This is a genomic window from Duganella sp. 1411 (assembly GCF_017833525.1).
In the GTDB taxonomy this organism is placed as follows: Bacteria; Pseudomonadota; Gammaproteobacteria; order Burkholderiales; family Burkholderiaceae_D; genus Rugamonas.
Map to the genome: position 1 here is coordinate 458,428 of NZ_JAFICD010000002.1, position 17,070 is coordinate 475,497.

Annotated in this window: 15 protein-coding genes; 12 read left to right on the top strand and 3 right to left on the bottom strand. The window is 68.5% G+C overall.

The features are described 5' to 3' along the window. The first annotated feature begins 4 nt into the window (after positions 1 to 4). The 4 genes from JOD97_RS13695 (at position 5) to JOD97_RS13710 (ending at position 4,716) form a co-directional block, all read left to right on the top strand. The gene (locus tag JOD97_RS13695) at positions 5 to 439 is read left to right on the top strand and encodes a MarR family winged helix-turn-helix transcriptional regulator (RefSeq protein WP_209718439.1); all 435 of its coding nucleotides are present in this window, start codon (positions 5 to 7) and stop codon (positions 437 to 439) included. Next, positions 436 to 1,953: an MDR family MFS transporter gene (locus JOD97_RS13700; RefSeq protein ID WP_209718443.1), complete on the top strand. Its 1,518-nt coding sequence runs from the start codon at positions 436 to 438 to the stop codon at positions 1,951 to 1,953. Before JOD97_RS13695 ends, JOD97_RS13700 begins: the two co-directional genes overlap by 4 nt. 15 nt (positions 1,954 to 1,968) lie before the next feature. Beyond that, positions 1,969 to 3,417: an efflux transporter outer membrane subunit gene (locus JOD97_RS13705; protein ID WP_209718446.1), complete on the top strand. Its 1,449-nt coding sequence runs from the start codon at positions 1,969 to 1,971 to the stop codon at positions 3,415 to 3,417. 135 nt (positions 3,418 to 3,552) lie between these two features. Next, positions 3,553 to 4,716 carry an efflux RND transporter periplasmic adaptor subunit gene (locus tag JOD97_RS13710; RefSeq protein ID WP_209718449.1) on the top strand — a complete coding sequence of 388 codons (1,164 nt, stop codon included), beginning with the start codon at positions 3,553 to 3,555 and terminating at the stop codon, positions 4,714 to 4,716. A 126-nt stretch (positions 4,717 to 4,842) separates the two neighbouring features. Here JOD97_RS13710 and JOD97_RS13715 read toward each other — a convergent pair whose 3' ends face one another. Next, complete coding sequence (locus tag JOD97_RS13715; RefSeq protein WP_209718451.1) at positions 4,843 to 6,387, bottom strand: hypothetical protein; 1,545 nt, start codon at positions 6,385 to 6,387, stop codon at positions 4,843 to 4,845. 77 nt (positions 6,388 to 6,464) lie between these two features. After that, positions 6,465 to 6,956 (bottom strand): Lrp/AsnC ligand binding domain-containing protein, encoded by a 492-nt coding sequence (locus JOD97_RS13720; protein WP_209718454.1) that lies wholly within the window; start codon positions 6,954 to 6,956, stop codon positions 6,465 to 6,467. A gap of 97 nt (positions 6,957 to 7,053) precedes the next feature. Between JOD97_RS13720 and JOD97_RS13725 the strand changes: the two genes are divergently transcribed. From JOD97_RS13725 to JOD97_RS13740, 4 genes are all read left to right on the top strand, one after another. Beyond that, positions 7,054 to 8,337, top strand: coding sequence for a D-amino acid dehydrogenase (locus tag JOD97_RS13725; RefSeq protein ID WP_209718457.1), 1,284 nt, complete (start codon positions 7,054 to 7,056; stop codon positions 8,335 to 8,337). Positions 8,338 to 8,540: 203 nt separating this feature from the next. Beyond that, positions 8,541 to 9,380, top strand: coding sequence for an HDOD domain-containing protein (locus JOD97_RS13730; protein ID WP_209718459.1), 840 nt, complete (start codon positions 8,541 to 8,543; stop codon positions 9,378 to 9,380). A gap of 58 nt (positions 9,381 to 9,438) precedes the next feature. After that, positions 9,439 to 10,464: a transporter gene (locus JOD97_RS13735; protein ID WP_209718463.1), complete on the top strand. Its 1,026-nt coding sequence runs from the start codon at positions 9,439 to 9,441 to the stop codon at positions 10,462 to 10,464. Between the two features lie 10 nt (positions 10,465 to 10,474). Further along, positions 10,475 to 11,116, top strand: coding sequence for a Vat family streptogramin A O-acetyltransferase (locus tag JOD97_RS13740; protein ID WP_209718466.1), 642 nt, complete (start codon positions 10,475 to 10,477; stop codon positions 11,114 to 11,116). On the opposite strand, the gene JOD97_RS13745 is transcribed toward JOD97_RS13740, so the two are convergent. Beyond that, positions 11,064 to 11,588, bottom strand: a complete 525-nt coding sequence (locus tag JOD97_RS13745; protein WP_209718469.1) for a hypothetical protein — start codon at positions 11,586 to 11,588, stop codon at positions 11,064 to 11,066. The two genes, JOD97_RS13740 and JOD97_RS13745, sit on opposite strands and share 53 nt — an antisense overlap. A gap of 289 nt (positions 11,589 to 11,877) precedes the next feature. Between JOD97_RS13745 and JOD97_RS13750 the strand changes: the two genes are divergently transcribed. From JOD97_RS13750 to JOD97_RS13765, 4 genes are all read left to right on the top strand, one after another. After that, positions 11,878 to 13,098 (top strand): MFS transporter, encoded by a 1,221-nt coding sequence (locus JOD97_RS13750; protein ID WP_209718473.1) that lies wholly within the window; start codon positions 11,878 to 11,880, stop codon positions 13,096 to 13,098. After that, positions 13,095 to 13,715, top strand: coding sequence for a metalloregulator ArsR/SmtB family transcription factor (locus JOD97_RS13755; protein WP_209718476.1), 621 nt, complete (start codon positions 13,095 to 13,097; stop codon positions 13,713 to 13,715). Before JOD97_RS13750 ends, JOD97_RS13755 begins: the two co-directional genes overlap by 4 nt. A gap of 160 nt (positions 13,716 to 13,875) precedes the next feature. Continuing rightward, positions 13,876 to 15,936, top strand: coding sequence for a nucleoside-diphosphate sugar epimerase/dehydratase (locus JOD97_RS13760; protein ID WP_209718479.1), 2,061 nt, complete (start codon positions 13,876 to 13,878; stop codon positions 15,934 to 15,936). A 61-nt stretch (positions 15,937 to 15,997) separates the two neighbouring features. After that, on the top strand, positions 15,998 to 17,059 hold the full coding sequence (locus tag JOD97_RS13765) for a Gfo/Idh/MocA family protein (protein ID WP_209718481.1): 1,062 nt from the start codon (positions 15,998 to 16,000) through the stop codon (positions 17,057 to 17,059). The last annotated feature ends 11 nt before the right edge of the window (positions 17,060 to 17,070 follow it).

Consider the following 17,070-nt stretch of genomic DNA (forward strand, 5'->3'; position numbering starts at 1 on the left):
TGATATGCCCTCTATCGAAGAACGCTTCTCCGCCGCGTTGCACGGCAGCGCCCGCGCCTGGCGCCAGGCGATCGACCGCCGCCTCAAGCACCTGGGCATCAGCCAGGCCAGCTGGATGGCGATCGCGCTGACGGCCAAGGAAACCTCGCCGCCGTCGCAGACGCAGTTGGCCGCGCGCGTCGGCGTCGAGGACCCGACCATGGTCGCCACCATCGACCGGCTGGTCAAGGCCGGCTACATGGTGCGCACGCCGTCCGACACCGACCGCCGCGTCAAGCTGCTGAGCCTGACCGAGGACGGCCGGCGCATCTACCAGAGCGTCTGGCAGGAGGCCGACATCGTGCGTCGCGAACTGCTGGGCAACGTCGATCCCGACACCCTGCGCGTGGTCACCGAGTTCCTCGAGGCGCTGCACGCCCAGATCGAGTCGCGCCCATGAGCCAGGCGGCGCCGCTCAACCGCCGCATGATCACCATCTCGATCATGCTGGCGACCATCATCCAGGCGCTCGACGGCACCATCGCCAACGTCGCGCTGCCGCACATGCAGGGCAGCCTGTCGGCCTCGCAGGACCAGATCACCTGGGTGCTGACGTCGTTCATCGTCGCCACCGCCATCGCCACGCCGCTGACCGGCTGGATGTGCGACCGCTTCGGCCAGAAGAACGTCTTTCTCGCCGCCGTGGCCGGCTTCACGATCGCCTCGGTGCTGTGCGGCCTGTCCGGCTCGCTGGCCGAGATCGTCGCCGCGCGCATGCTGCAGGGCGTGTTCGGCGCCGCGCTGGTACCGCTGTCGCAGGCCACGCTGCTCGACATCAACCCGCGCGAAAAGCACGGCTCGGCCATGGCGGTGTGGGGTATGGGCGTGATGATCGGCCCCATCCTCGGCCCCACCCTGGGCGGCTGGCTGACCGACAGCTACAACTGGCGCTGGGTGTTCTTCATCAACGTGCCGGTCGGCGCGATGGCCTTCTACGGCATCTGGCGCTACATCTTGCGCAGCCCGGCGCCGCGCAAGATGCGCTTCGACGCCTTCGGCTTCGTCACGCTCAGCCTGGCCATCGGCGCGCTGCAGATGCTGCTCGACCGCGGCGAGCAGAACGACTGGTTCGCCGCCACCGAGACCTGGGCCGAGGCCATCCTGCTGGCGCTCAGCTTCGCCTGGTTCGCCACGCACACGCTGATGCGCCCGGCCGGGCAATCGTTCTTCGACTACCGGCTGCTGCGCAACACCAACTACGTCGGCGGCCTGTTGTTCATCTTCATCGTCGGCATGGTGCTGTTCGCCACGCGCGCGCTGACGCCGACCATGCTGCAAAGCCTGATGGGCTACCCGGCCGCCGTGGCCGGGCTGGTCACCGCTCCCAGCGGCCTGGGCACGATGATCGCGATGATGCTGGCCGGACGGCTGGTCGGCAAGCTCGACCTACGCCTGCTGCTGGGCGCCGGCTTCGCCATCACCGCCTTCTCGCTGTGGCAGATGACGCGCTACACGCTGGTGCTGTCGCGGGCCGACATCATCTGGCCCGGCGTCATCCAGGGGCTCGGACTGGGGCTGGTGTTCGTGCCGCTGAGCGCGGCCACCTTCGCCACCTTGTCGCCGCAAATGCGCGCCGAGGGCACCGCCATCTACAGCCTGATGCGCAATATCGGCAGCTCGATCGGCATCGCGCTGGTGCAGACCCTCTTGGTGCGCAACACGCAAACCGTGCACAGCGCGCTGGCCGAGAAGATCACCACCGCCAACCCGGCGCTGCTCGACAACCTCGCCACGCCGCAGGCGGCCGCATTGCTCAACAACGAGATCACGCGCCAGGCCTCGATGATCGCCTACGTCGACGACTTCTGGCTGATGCTGATCCTGACCTTGTGCGTGCTGCCGCTGCTGCTGCTGATCCGGCCGGCCAACAGCTCCGCCCCGGGCGAGGCGGCGCTGGCGGCCCACGCGGACTAACGATAGGAACCTCATATGAAGATACAGAACCGGCTCGCGCCCACCCTGCTGCTGGCCATGGCCATGCTGGCCGGCTGCGCCCACATCCGCCCCGATCCGCATCCGCCGCAACGGCGCGACGCCGCCACCGCCCTGCTCCCGGCCGACATCAAGCTGGCGCGCGAGGGCTGGCCGGAGGCGCAATGGTGGACCGCCTACCACGACGACCAATTGAACGCGCTGATCGCGCGCGCGCTCGCCGCCGGCCCGACGCTGGAGGTGGCGGCGGCGCACATCGGCAGCGCGCGCTCGGCACTGTCGCGCAGCGCGGCCGATGTCGGCGTCGACGTCTCGGGCTACGCCAACGCCAACCGCCAGCGTTATTCCGGCACCGGCCTGTTCCCGGCGCCGATCGGCGGCGCCTGGTTCACGTCCGAGACGCTGCGCCTCGACCTGCGCTACGACTTCGACTGGTGGGGCAAGAACCGCGCGCAGGTGGCCGCCGCCATCGGCGCGCTCAACGCCGACCGCGCCGCCTACGCCGAAGCCGAACAGCTGCTGGCGGCGTCGATCGCGCAAAGCTACTTCCGGCTGCAGGGCGGCTGGGCGCGCATGGCCAATCTGGAGCAACTGGCCGGCGCGCAGCAGGAACTGGTGCGGGACAAGGCCAGGCGCATCGCCCGCGGCTTGGCCACCGCCGACGACCAGCGCGCGGCCGAAGCGGACCTCAACCTGATCCGCAAACAGCAGGCGCAACTCGACGCCGACATCGGCCACGAACGCGAAGCGCTGCGCGCGCTGCTCGGCGCCGACAGCGCGGCGCTGGCCGATCTCAAACCACTGCCGGCGTCCGACGTGGCGCACGCGCTGCCCGCGCGCCTGGGCATGGAACTGCTGGCGCGCCGGCCGGACCTGCAGGCCGCGCGCTGGAAGCTGGAAGCCTCGCTCAGCACCATCGACGCGGCCAAGGCGGCGTTCTACCCGGACCTGAACCTGAGCGGATCGGTCGGCCTCGACACGGTCAAGGTCGAGAACCTGCTGCAGGCGGCCAGCCGCACGCTGTACCTCGGACCGACGCTGACGCTGCCGCTGTTCGACAGCCGCCGGCTCGATGCGCGCCTCGACAGCGCCCGCACCGCGCGCGACGAGCGCATCGCCGAATACAACCAGGCCGTCGTCGAGGCGGTGCGCGACGTCGCCCAGGACGCGCTGCAGCTGCGCGGCATCGAGCGGCAGATCGTCCAGCAAAACGGCGCCACCGACGCCGCCCGCGCGCAGCTGGCGTCGGCGCGGGCGCGGGTCGATCGCGGCCTGGCCGACAACGGCGCGCTGCTGGCCGCGCACATGGCGCTGTTGAAGCAGCAGGATGCCGACCTGTATCTGCGCCAGGTACAACGACTGGCCGAAGTCGCCCTGACCAACGCGCTGGGCGGCGGCTACCACGAAGAAGCACCACTAGCCACGGTAACACGTAGGGCGGATTAGGCGGCACGCCGTAATCGGCCATGCACGCGCCGCCGCGACGCACGCATGGCCGATTACGCTGCGCTAATCCGCCCTACGATTTACAGGTGATTTAAACGCCACCAGCGACCGTAACCAGATAATCGAAAGACCAACATGAGCACAACCACCACCACGCCGGCGCAGCCGGGCAACAAGAAGCGCAACATCGTCCTGGCCGGCATCACCTTGCTGTTCATCGCGGCCGGCGCCGCGTACGCCGTCTATTACCACGTCGTGCTGTCGAAGATCCAGGAGACCGACAACGCCTACGTCGGCGGCAACCTGGTCAACCTGTCGTCCCAGGTCAGCGGCAACGTCACCGAAATCGGCGCCGACGAAACGCAGCTGGTGCAAGCGGGCGCGCCGCTGATCAAGCTCGATCCGGCCGACGCCGACGTCGCGCTGGCGCAGGCCGCCGCCAAGCTGGGCGCCGCCGTGCGCGAACAACGCGAACGCTACGCCGACGTCGCCCAATACGACGCCACCGTCGCCCAGCGCAAGCTGCAGCTGAAGAACGCCGAAGACGATCTGGCGCGGCGCCAGCCGCTGGCGGCCGACCACACCGTCTCCGGCGAAGAGGTCGAGCACGCGCGCCAGGCAGTGGCCAACGCCCGCGCCGCGCTGGCGGTGGCGGCGCGCCAGCAGGAGGCCGCGCAGACCGGCGTGGCCGGCGTCGGCCTGGCCACGCATCCGCGGGTGCTGGCGGCCAAGGCCGACTACGAACAGGCGTGGCTGGCGGCGCGCCGCAACACCATTGTCGCGCCGGTGTCGGGCTATGTCGCCAAGCGCGGCGTGCAGGTCGGCGCGCGCGCCACGCCGGGCACCACGTTGATGGCCATCGTGCCGCTCGACCAGTTGTGGGTGGACGCCAATTTCAAGGAATCGGAGTTGCGCGACATCCGCGTCGGCCAGCCGGCCACGGTGGAGGCGGATATGTATGGCGGCAAGGTCGCGTTCCACGGCAAGGTGGTGGGACTGTCGGCCGGCACTGGCAGCGCGTTCTCGCTGCTGCCGGCGCAAAACGCCAGCGGCAACTGGATCAAGGTGGTGCAGCGGCTGCCGGTGCGGATCGCGCTGGACGCGAAGGAGTTGCGCGAGCATCCGCTGCGGATCGGCTTGTCGACGACGGTCAAGGTCGACATCAGCAAGACCGACGGCCCGGTGCTGGGCGCGGCGATGCCGCCGGCGCCGGTGTACAGCACGCGGGCGCTGGCGCAGCCGCTGGGACAGGCGGTGGCGGCGGCCGATGGCATCATCGCGAGCAATCTGCAGCGGTGAGCCGTGTCGTTCCACGCGGGCTTTTAACCCGCACCGCAAACCGGGGTCGTACCCCGCACGGGGTACGACCCCTACCCGGTGACGCATGCGTCATCGCGAACGGCATGCGGGTTTGCGCGCTGCGCGCTAGCTCAACTCGGCGTCCAGCTGCCGGATCGCCGCCTGCGCCTGCGTGATCACGCGGTCGGCAATGCGCTGGCGCATGCCGGGCACGCGCGCGGCCGCTTCCGCCTCCAATAACAACGGCGTCAGCAACTGCAGCGCCGAATCATGGAAACCCTGCGCCACCAGCTGCAACTGGTCGCTGAACGATTGCTCGGCCGCCTGCAACTGCTTGCGCAGCTCCTGCTCGAACGCGGCGCGCTTGTCGCGGATTTCGGTGCGCTTGCGCTTGCCGCCGTCGGTGAACCATTTGAACGCGCCGGCCAGCAAAACCGCGCCGCCGACGAACGGCGCCGCCGGCGCCACCACCGGCAACACGATCGCCGCGCCGATCAGGTACGCGGCCGTGCCGGTGCCGGCCGCCACCACCGCCCCGCTCATCAAGGTGACGTTGGCCGCTGTGTCGACGCTGTTGACCAGCCGCGTGCCGATGCGCAGGCGCGGCATCAGCCGGGCCAGGGTCGAATGGTGCTGCCGCTGGAACACCGACGACTGGTTGAGCCGCATGGCCGACTGGAATAGCCGCAAATCCTCCTGCAGCAAATGCAAGGCCTGCTCCTTGCGGCGCACGATGCGGTCCAGCCGCCGCTCCATCTCCTGCCCAAACTGCTGGCGGCCGATGCTGGCCCAGACTTCTTCCTCTTTCCATTTGTCGGTGTTGAGCCGTTCGCCGATGGCCAGCTCGATGGCGTTGCCGGCGTCGTGCACGGCGTCGTCGATCTCCTCGGCCAGCAGGCGGCGCTCGTGGGCGATGCGCTGGTCCACCAAGGTCAGCCGCTGCAGCACCTGGTTTTTCAGGTCGTTGGCCGCGCTCACCAGGGTGGCGGCCGTGGCCTCGCCCATCGACAGCAGGCGCGCCTGGTCCAGGTAGGCGCTGATGTCCTGCGCGATCGCCGCCGTGGTGCCCACCACCAGTTGCTTCAACTGGCCGTGGTCGATCCCGCCGGACTGGAAGTTGCGCGCGTGCTCGATCAATTCCGGCTGGCCGGCGTTGCGGCCGAACTCGGCGACGGCGTCGGCCAGCGAACGCCCGCGCACCAGCCGCCGCGCCTGATCGCCCAGGTTGGCCAGGATGCCGCGCTGCTCGGCCTGCGGCAGCTTGTCCAGCTCCTCCGCCGGCAGCCGCACCGACAGCGCCTTGGCCAGCCGTTGCGCCACCAGCCGGGCGTCGCCGCCGTGCAGGGCCAGCAACGGCATCGCCATGGCGAGCGCGTTCTCGCGCGCGGCCTGGTCGATGCCGGCGCAGCTGCGTGCGAGCGCGTTGAAGGCCCAGTCGACGGACACGCCCGATTCGATGGCGTTGAGCACCAGCGCGGTGAACACGGCCGACGATTTGCCGTCGCCGGCGATGTCGGTGACGGCGGCGAACTGCGCCAGCGTCAGGCCGCCCTCGTTGCCGGCGATGGCGCCGACCGCGCGCGCGTAAGCCGAACTGAAACTTTGGTCGGACGACAGGTGCTCATCGAGCGAGCGCACGCTCACGACGTGGGTACCGTGCGGACTATTCACACTTGCTCCGATTCATAAGATTACCTAGCCGCGATTTTAACTGAAGCGCCGCGCTTGGGGGCGCGCGGACCGGCCGTTTAACCAGCCCCGGTCGCCAGGAAAAGGGTTTCCTTGATCTCTTCCATCACCACATAGCTCTTCGACTGCGCCGCGCCGGGCAGGCTGAGCAACATATCGCCGAGCAATTTGCGGTATTCGGCCATTTCGTGGATGCGCGCCTTGATCAGGTAATCGAAGTCGCCCGACACCAGGTGGCACTCCTGCACCTCGGGAATGCGCAGCACCTCGCGCCGGAATTGCTCGAACACGGGGCCGGACTTCTGGTTCAGCGTGATCTCGACAAACACCAGCAGCTTGGCGCCCAGCGCCGGCGGATCGATGCGTGCGTGGTAGCCGGTGATGACGCCGTCGCGCTCCATGCGCTTGACCCGCTCGATGGCCGGCGTGATCGACAAGCCCACCTGCTCGCTCAGGTCCTTCATCGAGATGCGGCCGTCGCTTTGCAGGATGTGCAGGATCTTGCGGTCGAGCTTGTCCAGGGCGCGGACCGATTCCTTTTGAATTCGCATGATAATCCACTAAATAAGTCAATCTATACAGTAACAAATGCTAGAAGGACAAGCATACCATAGTGGAATATCTGGCTCATCAATAATAGGGGTTCGCATGCGCGTTGTCATTCTCGGGAGCGGTGTTATCGGCGTCACCAGCGCCTATTATCTGGCCCAGGCCGGCCACGACGTGACCGTGCTCGACCGCCAGCCCGGTCCCGCGCTGGAAACCAGTTTCGCCAACGCCGGCCAGATCTCGCCCGGCTACGCCTCGCCGTGGGCGGCGCCCGGCATCCCGCTCAAGGCGATGAAATGGATGCTGCAGCGCCACGCGCCGCTGTCGATCACGCCCGACGGCACCCTGTTCCAGCTGCAATGGATGTGGCAAATGCTGCAAAACTGCACGACCGAGCGCTACGCGGTCAACAAGGAGCGCATGGTGCGGCTGGCCGAATACAGCCGCGACTGCTTCAAGACCCTGCGCGCGGCCACCGGCATCGCCTACGAGGGCCGCCAGCAAGGCACGACGCAGCTGTTCCGCACCCAGAAACAGCTCGACGACGCCGCCAAGGACATCGCCGTGCTGCGCGAGACCGGCGTTCCGTACGAACTGCTAAGCCGCGAACAGCTGGTCGGCGCCGAACCGGGCCTCGACAAAAACAAGCTGGTCGGCGGCCTGCGCCTGCCCAACGACGAAACCGGCGATTGCCAATTGTTCACCACCGGGCTGACGGCGATGGCCGAAAAGCTGGGCGTGAAGTTCCGCTACGGCGTCGACATCACCGGACTGATCAGCTCGGGCGAGGACATCAAGGGCGTGCAATGCGGCGCCGAAGTGGTGACCGCCGACTCGTACGTGGTCGCGCTCGGTTCGTACTCGACCACGCTGCTGAGCGACCTGGTGCGCATTCCGGTGTATCCGCTCAAGGGCTATTCGATCACGGTGCCGATCGTCGACGCCGCCGCCGCGCCGGTGTCGACCATCCTCGACGAGACCTACAAGATCGCGGTGACGCGCTTCGACGACCGCATCCGCGTCGGCGGCATGGCCGAGATCGCCGGTTTCGACACGCGCCTCAATCCGCGCCGGCGCGAGACGCTGGAGATGGTCGTCAACGACCTGTTCCCGGGGGCGGGCGACACCGCCGCCGCCAGCTTCTGGACCGGCTTGCGGCCGATGACGCCGGACGGCACGCCGATCGTCGGCCGCACCGCGCTGCGCAACCTGTTCCTCAATACCGGCCACGGCACGCTGGGCTGGACCATGTCGTGCGGCTCGGCGCAGCTGCTGTCCGATATCATTTCGGCACGCCGGCCGGCGATTTTGGCCGACGATTTGTCGGTGGCGCGCTACAGCGGCGCGGTGCCGGGGCGGCAGCCGCGGTTGGTCAGCGCGTAATCGGCGTAACCCACCCCCGTTCCACCCCGACGCCAGCGTAGTTACCTGGGGGTCGTACCCGCCGGGTACGACCCCGGTCGGGGGTGCGGGTTAATCGCCGAACAGCCCCCCACTGTCGCATCCCCGCCTCTATCGCTCCCCGAAGCCCAAACATCGTCATCATGGCGTTGAGAATGGGCCGTAGCGTGCGTATAATTTTAATCATGAATAAACTTGAAGCATTTGGCCATATCGCGGCCCTGGCCATCCGTGGCGAACTGGTGTTCCCCACCAGCGTAAATGCGGCGCTCCGCGTTCAATTGGCGTTGGACGATCCGGAATGCCCGGTCGACAAGGCGATCAGCCTGGTGCTGGCCGAGCCGCTGCTGGCCGCGCGCACCGTGGCCATCGCCAATTCGGCGATGTTCAACCGTTCCGGCGCGCCCGTGATTACCAACGTTCGCGGCGCCATCATGCGGATCGGTTACCAAAACCTGTTCGCGCTGGCCGCCGCCATGGTGGTGCGCCAGTTCGGCAGCAAGATCACCGATCCGAAACTGCGCGCCAAGGCCGAGGCGCTGTGGGACCACACCATCGCCGTCGCCGCGCTGGCGCGCCTGATCGCGCGCCATGTCACCGGCGTCAACGAGGACACCGCGCTGTTCGCCGGCATCGTGCACGAGGTGGGCGGTTTCTACCTGCTGTCGCGCGCCGACGAGTTCCCCGGCCTGCTCGAGGAGGATCCGGAAAACTGGCACTCGGCCAGCGAGGAGATCATCACGCGCGAGGTGATGCGCAAGCTGTGCATCCCCGAGCCGGTGGCCGACGCCATCGAGGGCTTGCGCGACAGCTTCATGTCGATTCCGCCCGATACGCTGCTCGACACGCTGCTGCTGGCCAACCACCTGACGCCGGTGCGCTCGCCGCTGCAGGAGCCGCAGCGCGAGCTGCCGCCGCATTCCGATTCCGCGATCGACCTGTTCATCGACGAGGAAAAGCTGGCGTCGATGCTGAAGGAGGCGGCCAACGACGCCGCCGAGATGAACGCCGCGCTGCTGGTCTGAGCGCCACCGGGCCGGCGCGTGGCAGTCGCGCGCCCGGCCCTTCCCCTGGAGACGATGCATGCAGACTGCCCCCCTGTCCTACGGGTCGGACCAATCCGGCCTGGTCTGCGGCTACGTGTTCGGCCGCGAGGCCGACGGCACGGGCCGGCCGCTGGACACCGATCAAGCGCGCCTATGGCTGGCCGAGCGCGCGCGCCATCCGAACGAGTTCATCTGGCTGCACTACAACCTGGCCAACACCGCCAGCGAGAAATGGCTGCACGAGCACACCGCGCTGCCCGAGGAATTCTACGAAAGCCTGCACGAGGGCCCGCGCTCGACCCGCATCGAGCTGGCCGACAACACCCTGATCGCCGTCGTCAACGACGTGCTGCACGACTTCACGTTCGAACCGTCCGACATCTCGACCCTGTGGTTGAGCGTCGACCGGCAGGTCGTCATCAGCGCGCGGCGCAAGCCGCTCAAGGCGGTCGACGGCCTGCGCAACGCCGTGCGCAACGGCGAGCCGATCCGCTCGTCGGTCGAACTGCTGATCCACCTGCTGCGCGACCAGGCCGACGCCCTGATCAAGATCGTGCGCGACGCCATCGCCACCGTCGACGGCATCGAGGACAACCTGCTGGCCGGCAAACTGAACACCAAGCGCGCCAGCCTGGGCCAGCTGCGGCGCGTGCTGGTGCGGCTGCAGCGGCTGCTGGCGCCGGAGCCGGCCGCGCTGTTCCGGCTGCTGCAAAGGCCGCCGGCCTGGGTGGCCGAGATCGACGCCCAGGAGCTGCGCCAGTCGACCGAGGAATTCTCGATGGTGCTGGCCGACATGGCCTCGCTGCAGGAGCGCATCAAGCTCATCCAGGAAGAGATCGCCGCGCTGGTCAACGAGGGCAACAACCACAGCCTGTTCGTGCTGACGGTGGTGACCGTGCTGGCGCTGCCGATCAACATCATCGCCGGCCTGTTGGGCATGAACGTCGGCGGCATCCCGCTGGCGCAGGCGCCGCACGGCTTCTGGGTGGTGGTGGCGATCGTCGCCAGCTTCACCGTCGTCGCCGGCTTCCTGGCGTTCCGCCGCCAGCGCGACGTGCGCTAAAGGAGGCTTTATGCACGGCCCTTCGCCCGACAACCCGCATCCGATGGCCGGTTTTCCGCAGGTTTGCTATCTGAAGAACATCGTCACCAACCCCAACATCGTCGTCGGCGACTACACGTACTACGACGATCCCGACGACCCCGGCAATTTCGAACGCAACGTGATGTACCACTTCCCCTTCATCGGGGACAAGCTCGTCATCGGCAAATTCTGCGCGCTGGCGCGCGGCGTCAAATTCATCATGAACGGCGCCAACCATAAGCTGTCAGGCATCTCGACCTACCCGTTCCAAATCTTCGGCAATGGCTGGGAGAAAGTGATGCCGGCCAAGGGCGAGCTGCCGTACAAGGGCGACACCGTGATCGGCAACGACGTCTGGATCGGCTACGACGCGCTGATCATGCCGGGCGTGACCATCGGCGACGGCGCCATCGTCTCGTCGCGGGCGACGGTGGTGGCCGACGTGCCGCCGTACACGGTGGTCGGCGGCAATCCGGCCAAGGTGATCAAGGAGCGTTTCCCGGCCGGCGTGGCGGCGGCCTTGCGGGAGATCGCGTGGTGGGACTGGCCGGTCGAGCACATCACCGAGCACCTGGCGCTCATCGCCGGCGGCGACGTGGCGGCGCTGGCGCGGGTGCGACCAGGCCCCTGAGCAGAACCAGGCGGCGCGCGCCGGCGGCGCTGAAGATCAAGCCGAGGACCAGCGCGACCAGGTTGTCGCGGCGATGGGCGGCGCGCACGGCGTCGAAGCCCATGACGTCCTTGCCGCCGACGGCGACGCCGAAGGTCGGGTGGAAGTCGCCGGGCAGAAAGCCGGGATGCGTGGTTCGGCGCGGATCGAAGCGGACGGTGACCGGGTACAGCATCGTGGCGTCGCGCACGGCGGCGCGCATCTTGCCGTCGGGGTCACCTTTTTCCAGCAGCACGAACTGGCGCCGGTCGCCGTCGACCGTATAGTACAGCGCGCCCATGCTGGCGTGGCTCCAGGTGACGCGTCCGGTCACCGTTTCGAGCCGGTTGGTGCTCGGCAGGCGCCACTCCAGCGCGCCGTAGATCAGCAAAAGCGCGATCCCCAGCAGCAGGAAGAAATAGCCGCCGCGGCGGTCCTGGTACCACTTTCTCATGGGGCGTCGGGTTGGTTGGGATGGGCGCCATCATACATCGGTCCGGGAGAGAGCCATAGGCCGCCGGCGGATCACACATGGCGGATTACGCTACGCTAATCCGCCCTACGTGCCTCCCTTGGGCGCGTCGTCCGTGAATCAATCCGGAATTACGTAGGGCGGATTAGCGCAGCGTAATCCGCCAGGCTCCGCCGACAACCCCGCCACCACCAAGGATTAATAAACATTTTCGTTTACTTAATTGTCGGGACCGCTTAAAGTATCACCACGCCAATCAAACCACCACTCCATGAAAACACCGCTATTAATTAGCGCCGCCTGCCTGCTGGCCCTGCTCTCGACCATCGGCGCCGCGCTGCCCTACCCCATCCTGCCACCGCTGTTCGCCGCGGGCGTCACAAACGGTCTAAACAGTTTCCTCGGCCTGCCGCCCAAGCTGCTGTTCGGCCTGGCGTTGATGATCAACCCGCTCGGCCTGCTGATCGGCTCGGCCCTGCTGGGCCCGATGTCGGACCGCTACGGCCGCCGTCCGGTGCTGCTGGTGACCTTGTACGGCGCCGCCGCCGGCCACGCCATCACCGCCTGCGCGCTGCTGTTCGAATCGTATCCGCTGTTCATCGCCGCGCGCTTCTTCACCGGCCTGCTCGAAGGCAACGGCTCGGTGGCGCGCGCGATGCTGGCCGACCGCCTCGACGGCGACCTGCGCCGCAAGGCGCTGTCGTGGCTCAACGGCGCCTTCTACCTGGGCTGGCTGGCCGGCCCGCTGCTGGCCGGCTTCACCTTGGTGTGGGGCGTCGCCATGCCGTTCTGGATCGCCGTCGCGCTGCTGCTGATCACGGCCGTGCTGGTGGCCGCCGCGCTGCCGGCCGAGGCGCCGTCCGACGCCACCACCTCGTGGTGGCAGGTGGCGCGCGACCGCCACGCCCTCAACCTGCTGCGCGAGCCGGACCTGCGCAGCCTGTTCATCGTCACCTTGGCCTACACCAGCGGCGTGACGGCGTTCTACGAGTTCTATCCGCTGTGGCTGGTGGAAGTGCCCGGCTACGGCTCGCAGGGCATCGCCTGGACCACCGCCGGCCTATGCGCGGTGATGACCGCCACCACCGTCTTCGCCGGCCGCCCGTTCAAGGGCGAGCCGCTGCTGCGGGCGCGCCGCTTCGCCTTCGCCACGGCCGCGCTGATCACCTTGCTGGCGGCGGGCAACGCCAACGTCGGCATCGCCGCCATCGTGCTGTTCGGCATTCCGCACTCGTTCTACAACGGCATCGTGCCCACCTGGTGCGCCGAGCGCTTCGGCGAGCACGGCCAGGGCGCGGTGATGGGCTTGATCTCGACCACGTTCTGCCTGGCCAATATCCTGATGGCGCTGGTCGGCGCGGTGCTGACCTTGATCGACACGCGCCTGATCCTGCTGCTGGGCGCGGCGTTGACCACCTGGTCGGCATGGCGCATGGGCGGCTGGCACGCCAGCATGCGCGGGCGCGACAAGTTCGAGGGGGCGCTGCAATGAACACCGCCGAACAGACGCTATTCCTGATCAAGACGCGCGGCCCGCAAACGGCGCAGCAGCTGGCCGCGCTGCTGGAGCTGACGTCGATGGGCGCGCGCCGCCAGCTCGAGGCATGGCAGGAAAAAGGCATGCTGACCTACGAGGACGTGGCCGACAAACGCGGCCGCCCGTCGCGGCGCTGGCTGCTGACCGAGGCCGGCCACGCGCGCTTTCCCGACCGCCACGCCGACCTGACGGTGCAGCTGATCGACCAGGTGCGCGGCCTGTTCGGCGAGGCCGGCCTCGACAAGCTGATCGCCGCGCGCGAGGCCGACAGCGAGCGCCAGTACCGGCTGCATCTGCACAACGCCGGCGCGCTGCCCGAGCGCGTGGCCGCGCTGGTGCGCGCGCGCAGCAGCGAAGGCTATATGGCCGAAGTCGAAACGCGCGACGACGGCGCCTTGCTGCTGGTCGAGAACCACTGCCCGATCTGCGCGGCCGCGCGCCGCTGCCAGCAGTTCTGCCGCTCCGAACTGGACCTGTTCCAGCGCGTGCTCGGCGCCGATTGCACGGTCGGCCGCGTCGAACATATGCTCGATGGCGCGCGCCGCTGCGTGTATGTGATCAAGCCCCTCTGATCGCACGAATTCAAACCGCGCCTTATGCCATAAGGCGGAAATCATTTCCCAAAAAAATTAAGTGGAATAGGAAACTCGAAGTCAAGCCCGGCCGGGCCGGTACGCTCGGCCGTTTGATCGCAGTCAAGCCGCAATATGCTGGTCAGAAGACAATCAGTGCATGCCATACGCCATCGCGGTGGCCACCAGACTGATTGTTTCGCTGAAGGTATTGCGCACCATGCTTTATTTCACCCACCCACCCGTCCCGCTCGCCCGCGTCCTCAGCGGTAAACTCATCGCCATCAGCCGCGGCGGCAAGAGCCTGTTGATGTTCGGCGCCGACTGCGTGGCGCTGCCGCTGTGCCTGCAACTGGCGCTGCTGTGCGCCGGCGCCGGCGCGCCGCCGGCCGTCACGCTGCTGCTGACGGCGATGTCGGTCGCGGCGCTGGCGATGAGCGAGCTGTATTCGGCGGTGGTGCGCTATCTGGACCAGCGCATGCTGGCCATCGCCGGCCTCGGGCTGGGCGGCGCGGTGCTGGCGGTATCGGCGCTCACGCTGGGGCGCGACCAGCAACCGGTCGCGCCGCTCGCGCTGGCGGCCTACTGGCTGATCGCGATGTTTTATCTGGTGGCCTCGCGCGTGGCGGTGCGCGCCTTCCTGCGGCGCCACACCCGCGCCACGGCGCTGGCGCGCGAGCCGGTGGCCATCTACGGCGCCGGCGACACCGGCGCCCGGCTGGCGCAGGCGATGCGCGGCGACCATCGCTACACGCCGGTGTGCTTCATCGACGAGAAATACGGCCGCGAGCAGCGCACCGTCGGCGGCCTGCGCGTGTTTCCGCCCGAGCGGCTGGCCGAGGTGGTCGCCGCCTCGTCGATCCGGCTGATCGTCGTCGCGCTGCCGGCCACCTCCGGCGAGCGGCTCGGCGCCGTGCTGCGCATGTTGCGCACGGCCGGCGTCAGCGTCAAGTTCCTGCACGGCCTGCTCGACCTCGCCGACCACGCGCTGCGCCTGCAGGGGCCGGCGCGCGGCGTGCCGGACTTCCCGCTGGAGCAATTGCTGGGCCGCGCGCCGGTGCAGCCCGACAGCGCGCTGTTCAGCCGCTGCGTGCGCGGCAAGAGCGTGCTGGTGACCGGCGCCGGCGGCTCCATCGGCAGCGAGTTGTGCCGTCAGGTCGCCGGCCTCGGGCCGCGCCGCCTGCACCTGCTCGACCATTCCGAGTTCGCGCTGTACACCATCCGCCAGGAGCTGCAGGCCAACTGGCCGCAGCTGCCGGTGCGCGCCCATCTGGGCTCGGTGTGCAACGAGCAGCTGCTCGAGCGCATCATGCAGGAGGACAGCATCGACACCATCTACCACGCCGCCGCCTACAAGCACGTGACGATGGTCGAGACCAACCTGGTCGAAGGCTTGCGCAACAACGTGGTCGGCGCGCGCGCGGTGGCCAACATCGCCGCCAAGTACCTGGTCGAGACGTGCGTGCTGGTGTCGAGCGACAAGGCGGTGCGCCCCAGCACCATCATGGGCGCGAGCAAGCGCCTGTCCGAGCTGGTGTTCCAGGCCGCCGCGCAGACGGCGGCCTGGAACAGCAACGGCGAGCGCCGCACCACGTTCAGCATGGTCCGCTTCGGCAACGTGCTGGGCTCGTCCGGCTCGGTGGTGCCGCTGTTCCGCCGCCAGCTGCAGCAAGGCGGCCCGCTGACCATCACCGACGCCGCCATGGAACGCTACTTCATGCTGATCCCGGAAGCGGCGCAGTTGGTGATCCAGGCCGGCGCGATGGCCGAGGGCGGCGAGGTGTTCGTGCTCGACATGGGCCAGCCGATCCGCATCGTCGACCTGGCGCGGCGCATGATCGCGCTGGCCGGGCTGACCGAGAAGAGCGCCCGCCATCCGCAGGGCGACATCGAGATCAGCTACGTCGGCCTGTTCCCCGGCGAAAAACTGCAGGAGGAGCTGCTGACGGCCGACGGCGCCGAGCCGAGCCGCCATCCGCGCATCCTGCGCATGAAGGAGCAGGCGCTGCCGCCGGCGGTGCTGGACCAGTACCTCGACATGCTGCTGGCCACCTGCGACACCAACGACCGCTGGCTGATCGAGGCCATGCTCAAGACCATCATGACCGAATTCACGCCGCAGACCGGCGCCCGCGCCGCCGACGCCGAGGCCGCGCTGCGCGCCATCGCGCAGTTGAGCATGGCGCAGGCGCAGGCGCCGGTCCAGCCGCAGCCGTCCTGACGGGGCCCGCCCCCCGCCCCCGCCGGCCCGTCCCCCCACCCCAACCGCAAGGAGCACCATCATGCGCCAGTTCACCCCCGCCGTCGTCGACCGCAAGATGCGCTTCGCGCTGGTCGGCTGCGGCCGCATCGCGCAAAACCACTTCGCCGCGCTCGCGCTGCACGCCGACCGCTGCCAGCTGGTGGCGGTGTGCGACATCGATCCGGGCGCGCTGGCGCGCGCGGCCGACCAGACCGGCGCGATGCCGTACGCGCGGCTGGACCGGATGCTGGCCCACAGCGAGGTCGACGCGGTGATCATCACCACGCCGTCCGGCCTGCACCCGGAGCAGGCGGTGCAGGTGGCCGCCGCCGGCCGCCACGTGATCACCGAAAAGCCGATGGCCACCCGCTGGGAGGACGCCAAGCGCATGGTCGGCGCCTGCGACGCGGCCGGCGTGCGCATGTTCGTCGTCAAGCAGAACCGCCGCAACGCCACCTTGCAGCTGCTCAAGCGCGCGGTCGACAAGAAGCGCTTCGGCCGCATCTACATGGTCAACCTGAACGTGTTCTGGACCCGGCCGCAAAGCTACTACAACAGCGCCGCCTGGCGCGGCACCTGGGAGTTCGACGGCGGCGCGTTCATGAACCAGGCCAGCCACTACGTCGACCTGCTCGACTGGATCGTCGGCCCGGTCGAGAGCCTGCAAGCCTACACCGCCACCCTGGCGCGCGACATCGAGGTCGAGGACACCGGCGTCATCAGCCTGCGCTGGCGCAACGGCGCGCTCGGCTCGATGAACGTGACGATGCTGGCCTATCCGCACAACCTCGAGGGCAGCATCACCATCCTCGGCGAGACCGGCACGGCGCGCATCGGCGGCGTCGCCGTCAACGAGGTGCAGCAGTGGGAGTTCGCCGAGCCGGACGAGGACGACGCGCACGTGCGCGAGGCCAGCTACGCCACCACGTCGGTGTACGGCTTCGGCCACCCGCTGTACTACGACAACGTGCTCAAGGTGCTGCGCGGCGAGGCCGAGCCGGAGACCGACGGCCGCGAGGGCCTGAAGTCGCTCGAGGTGCTGATCGCCGCCTACCGCTCGGCGCGCGACGGCCGCCGCGTGGCGCTGCCGCTCGACTACTGATCAATGATGCG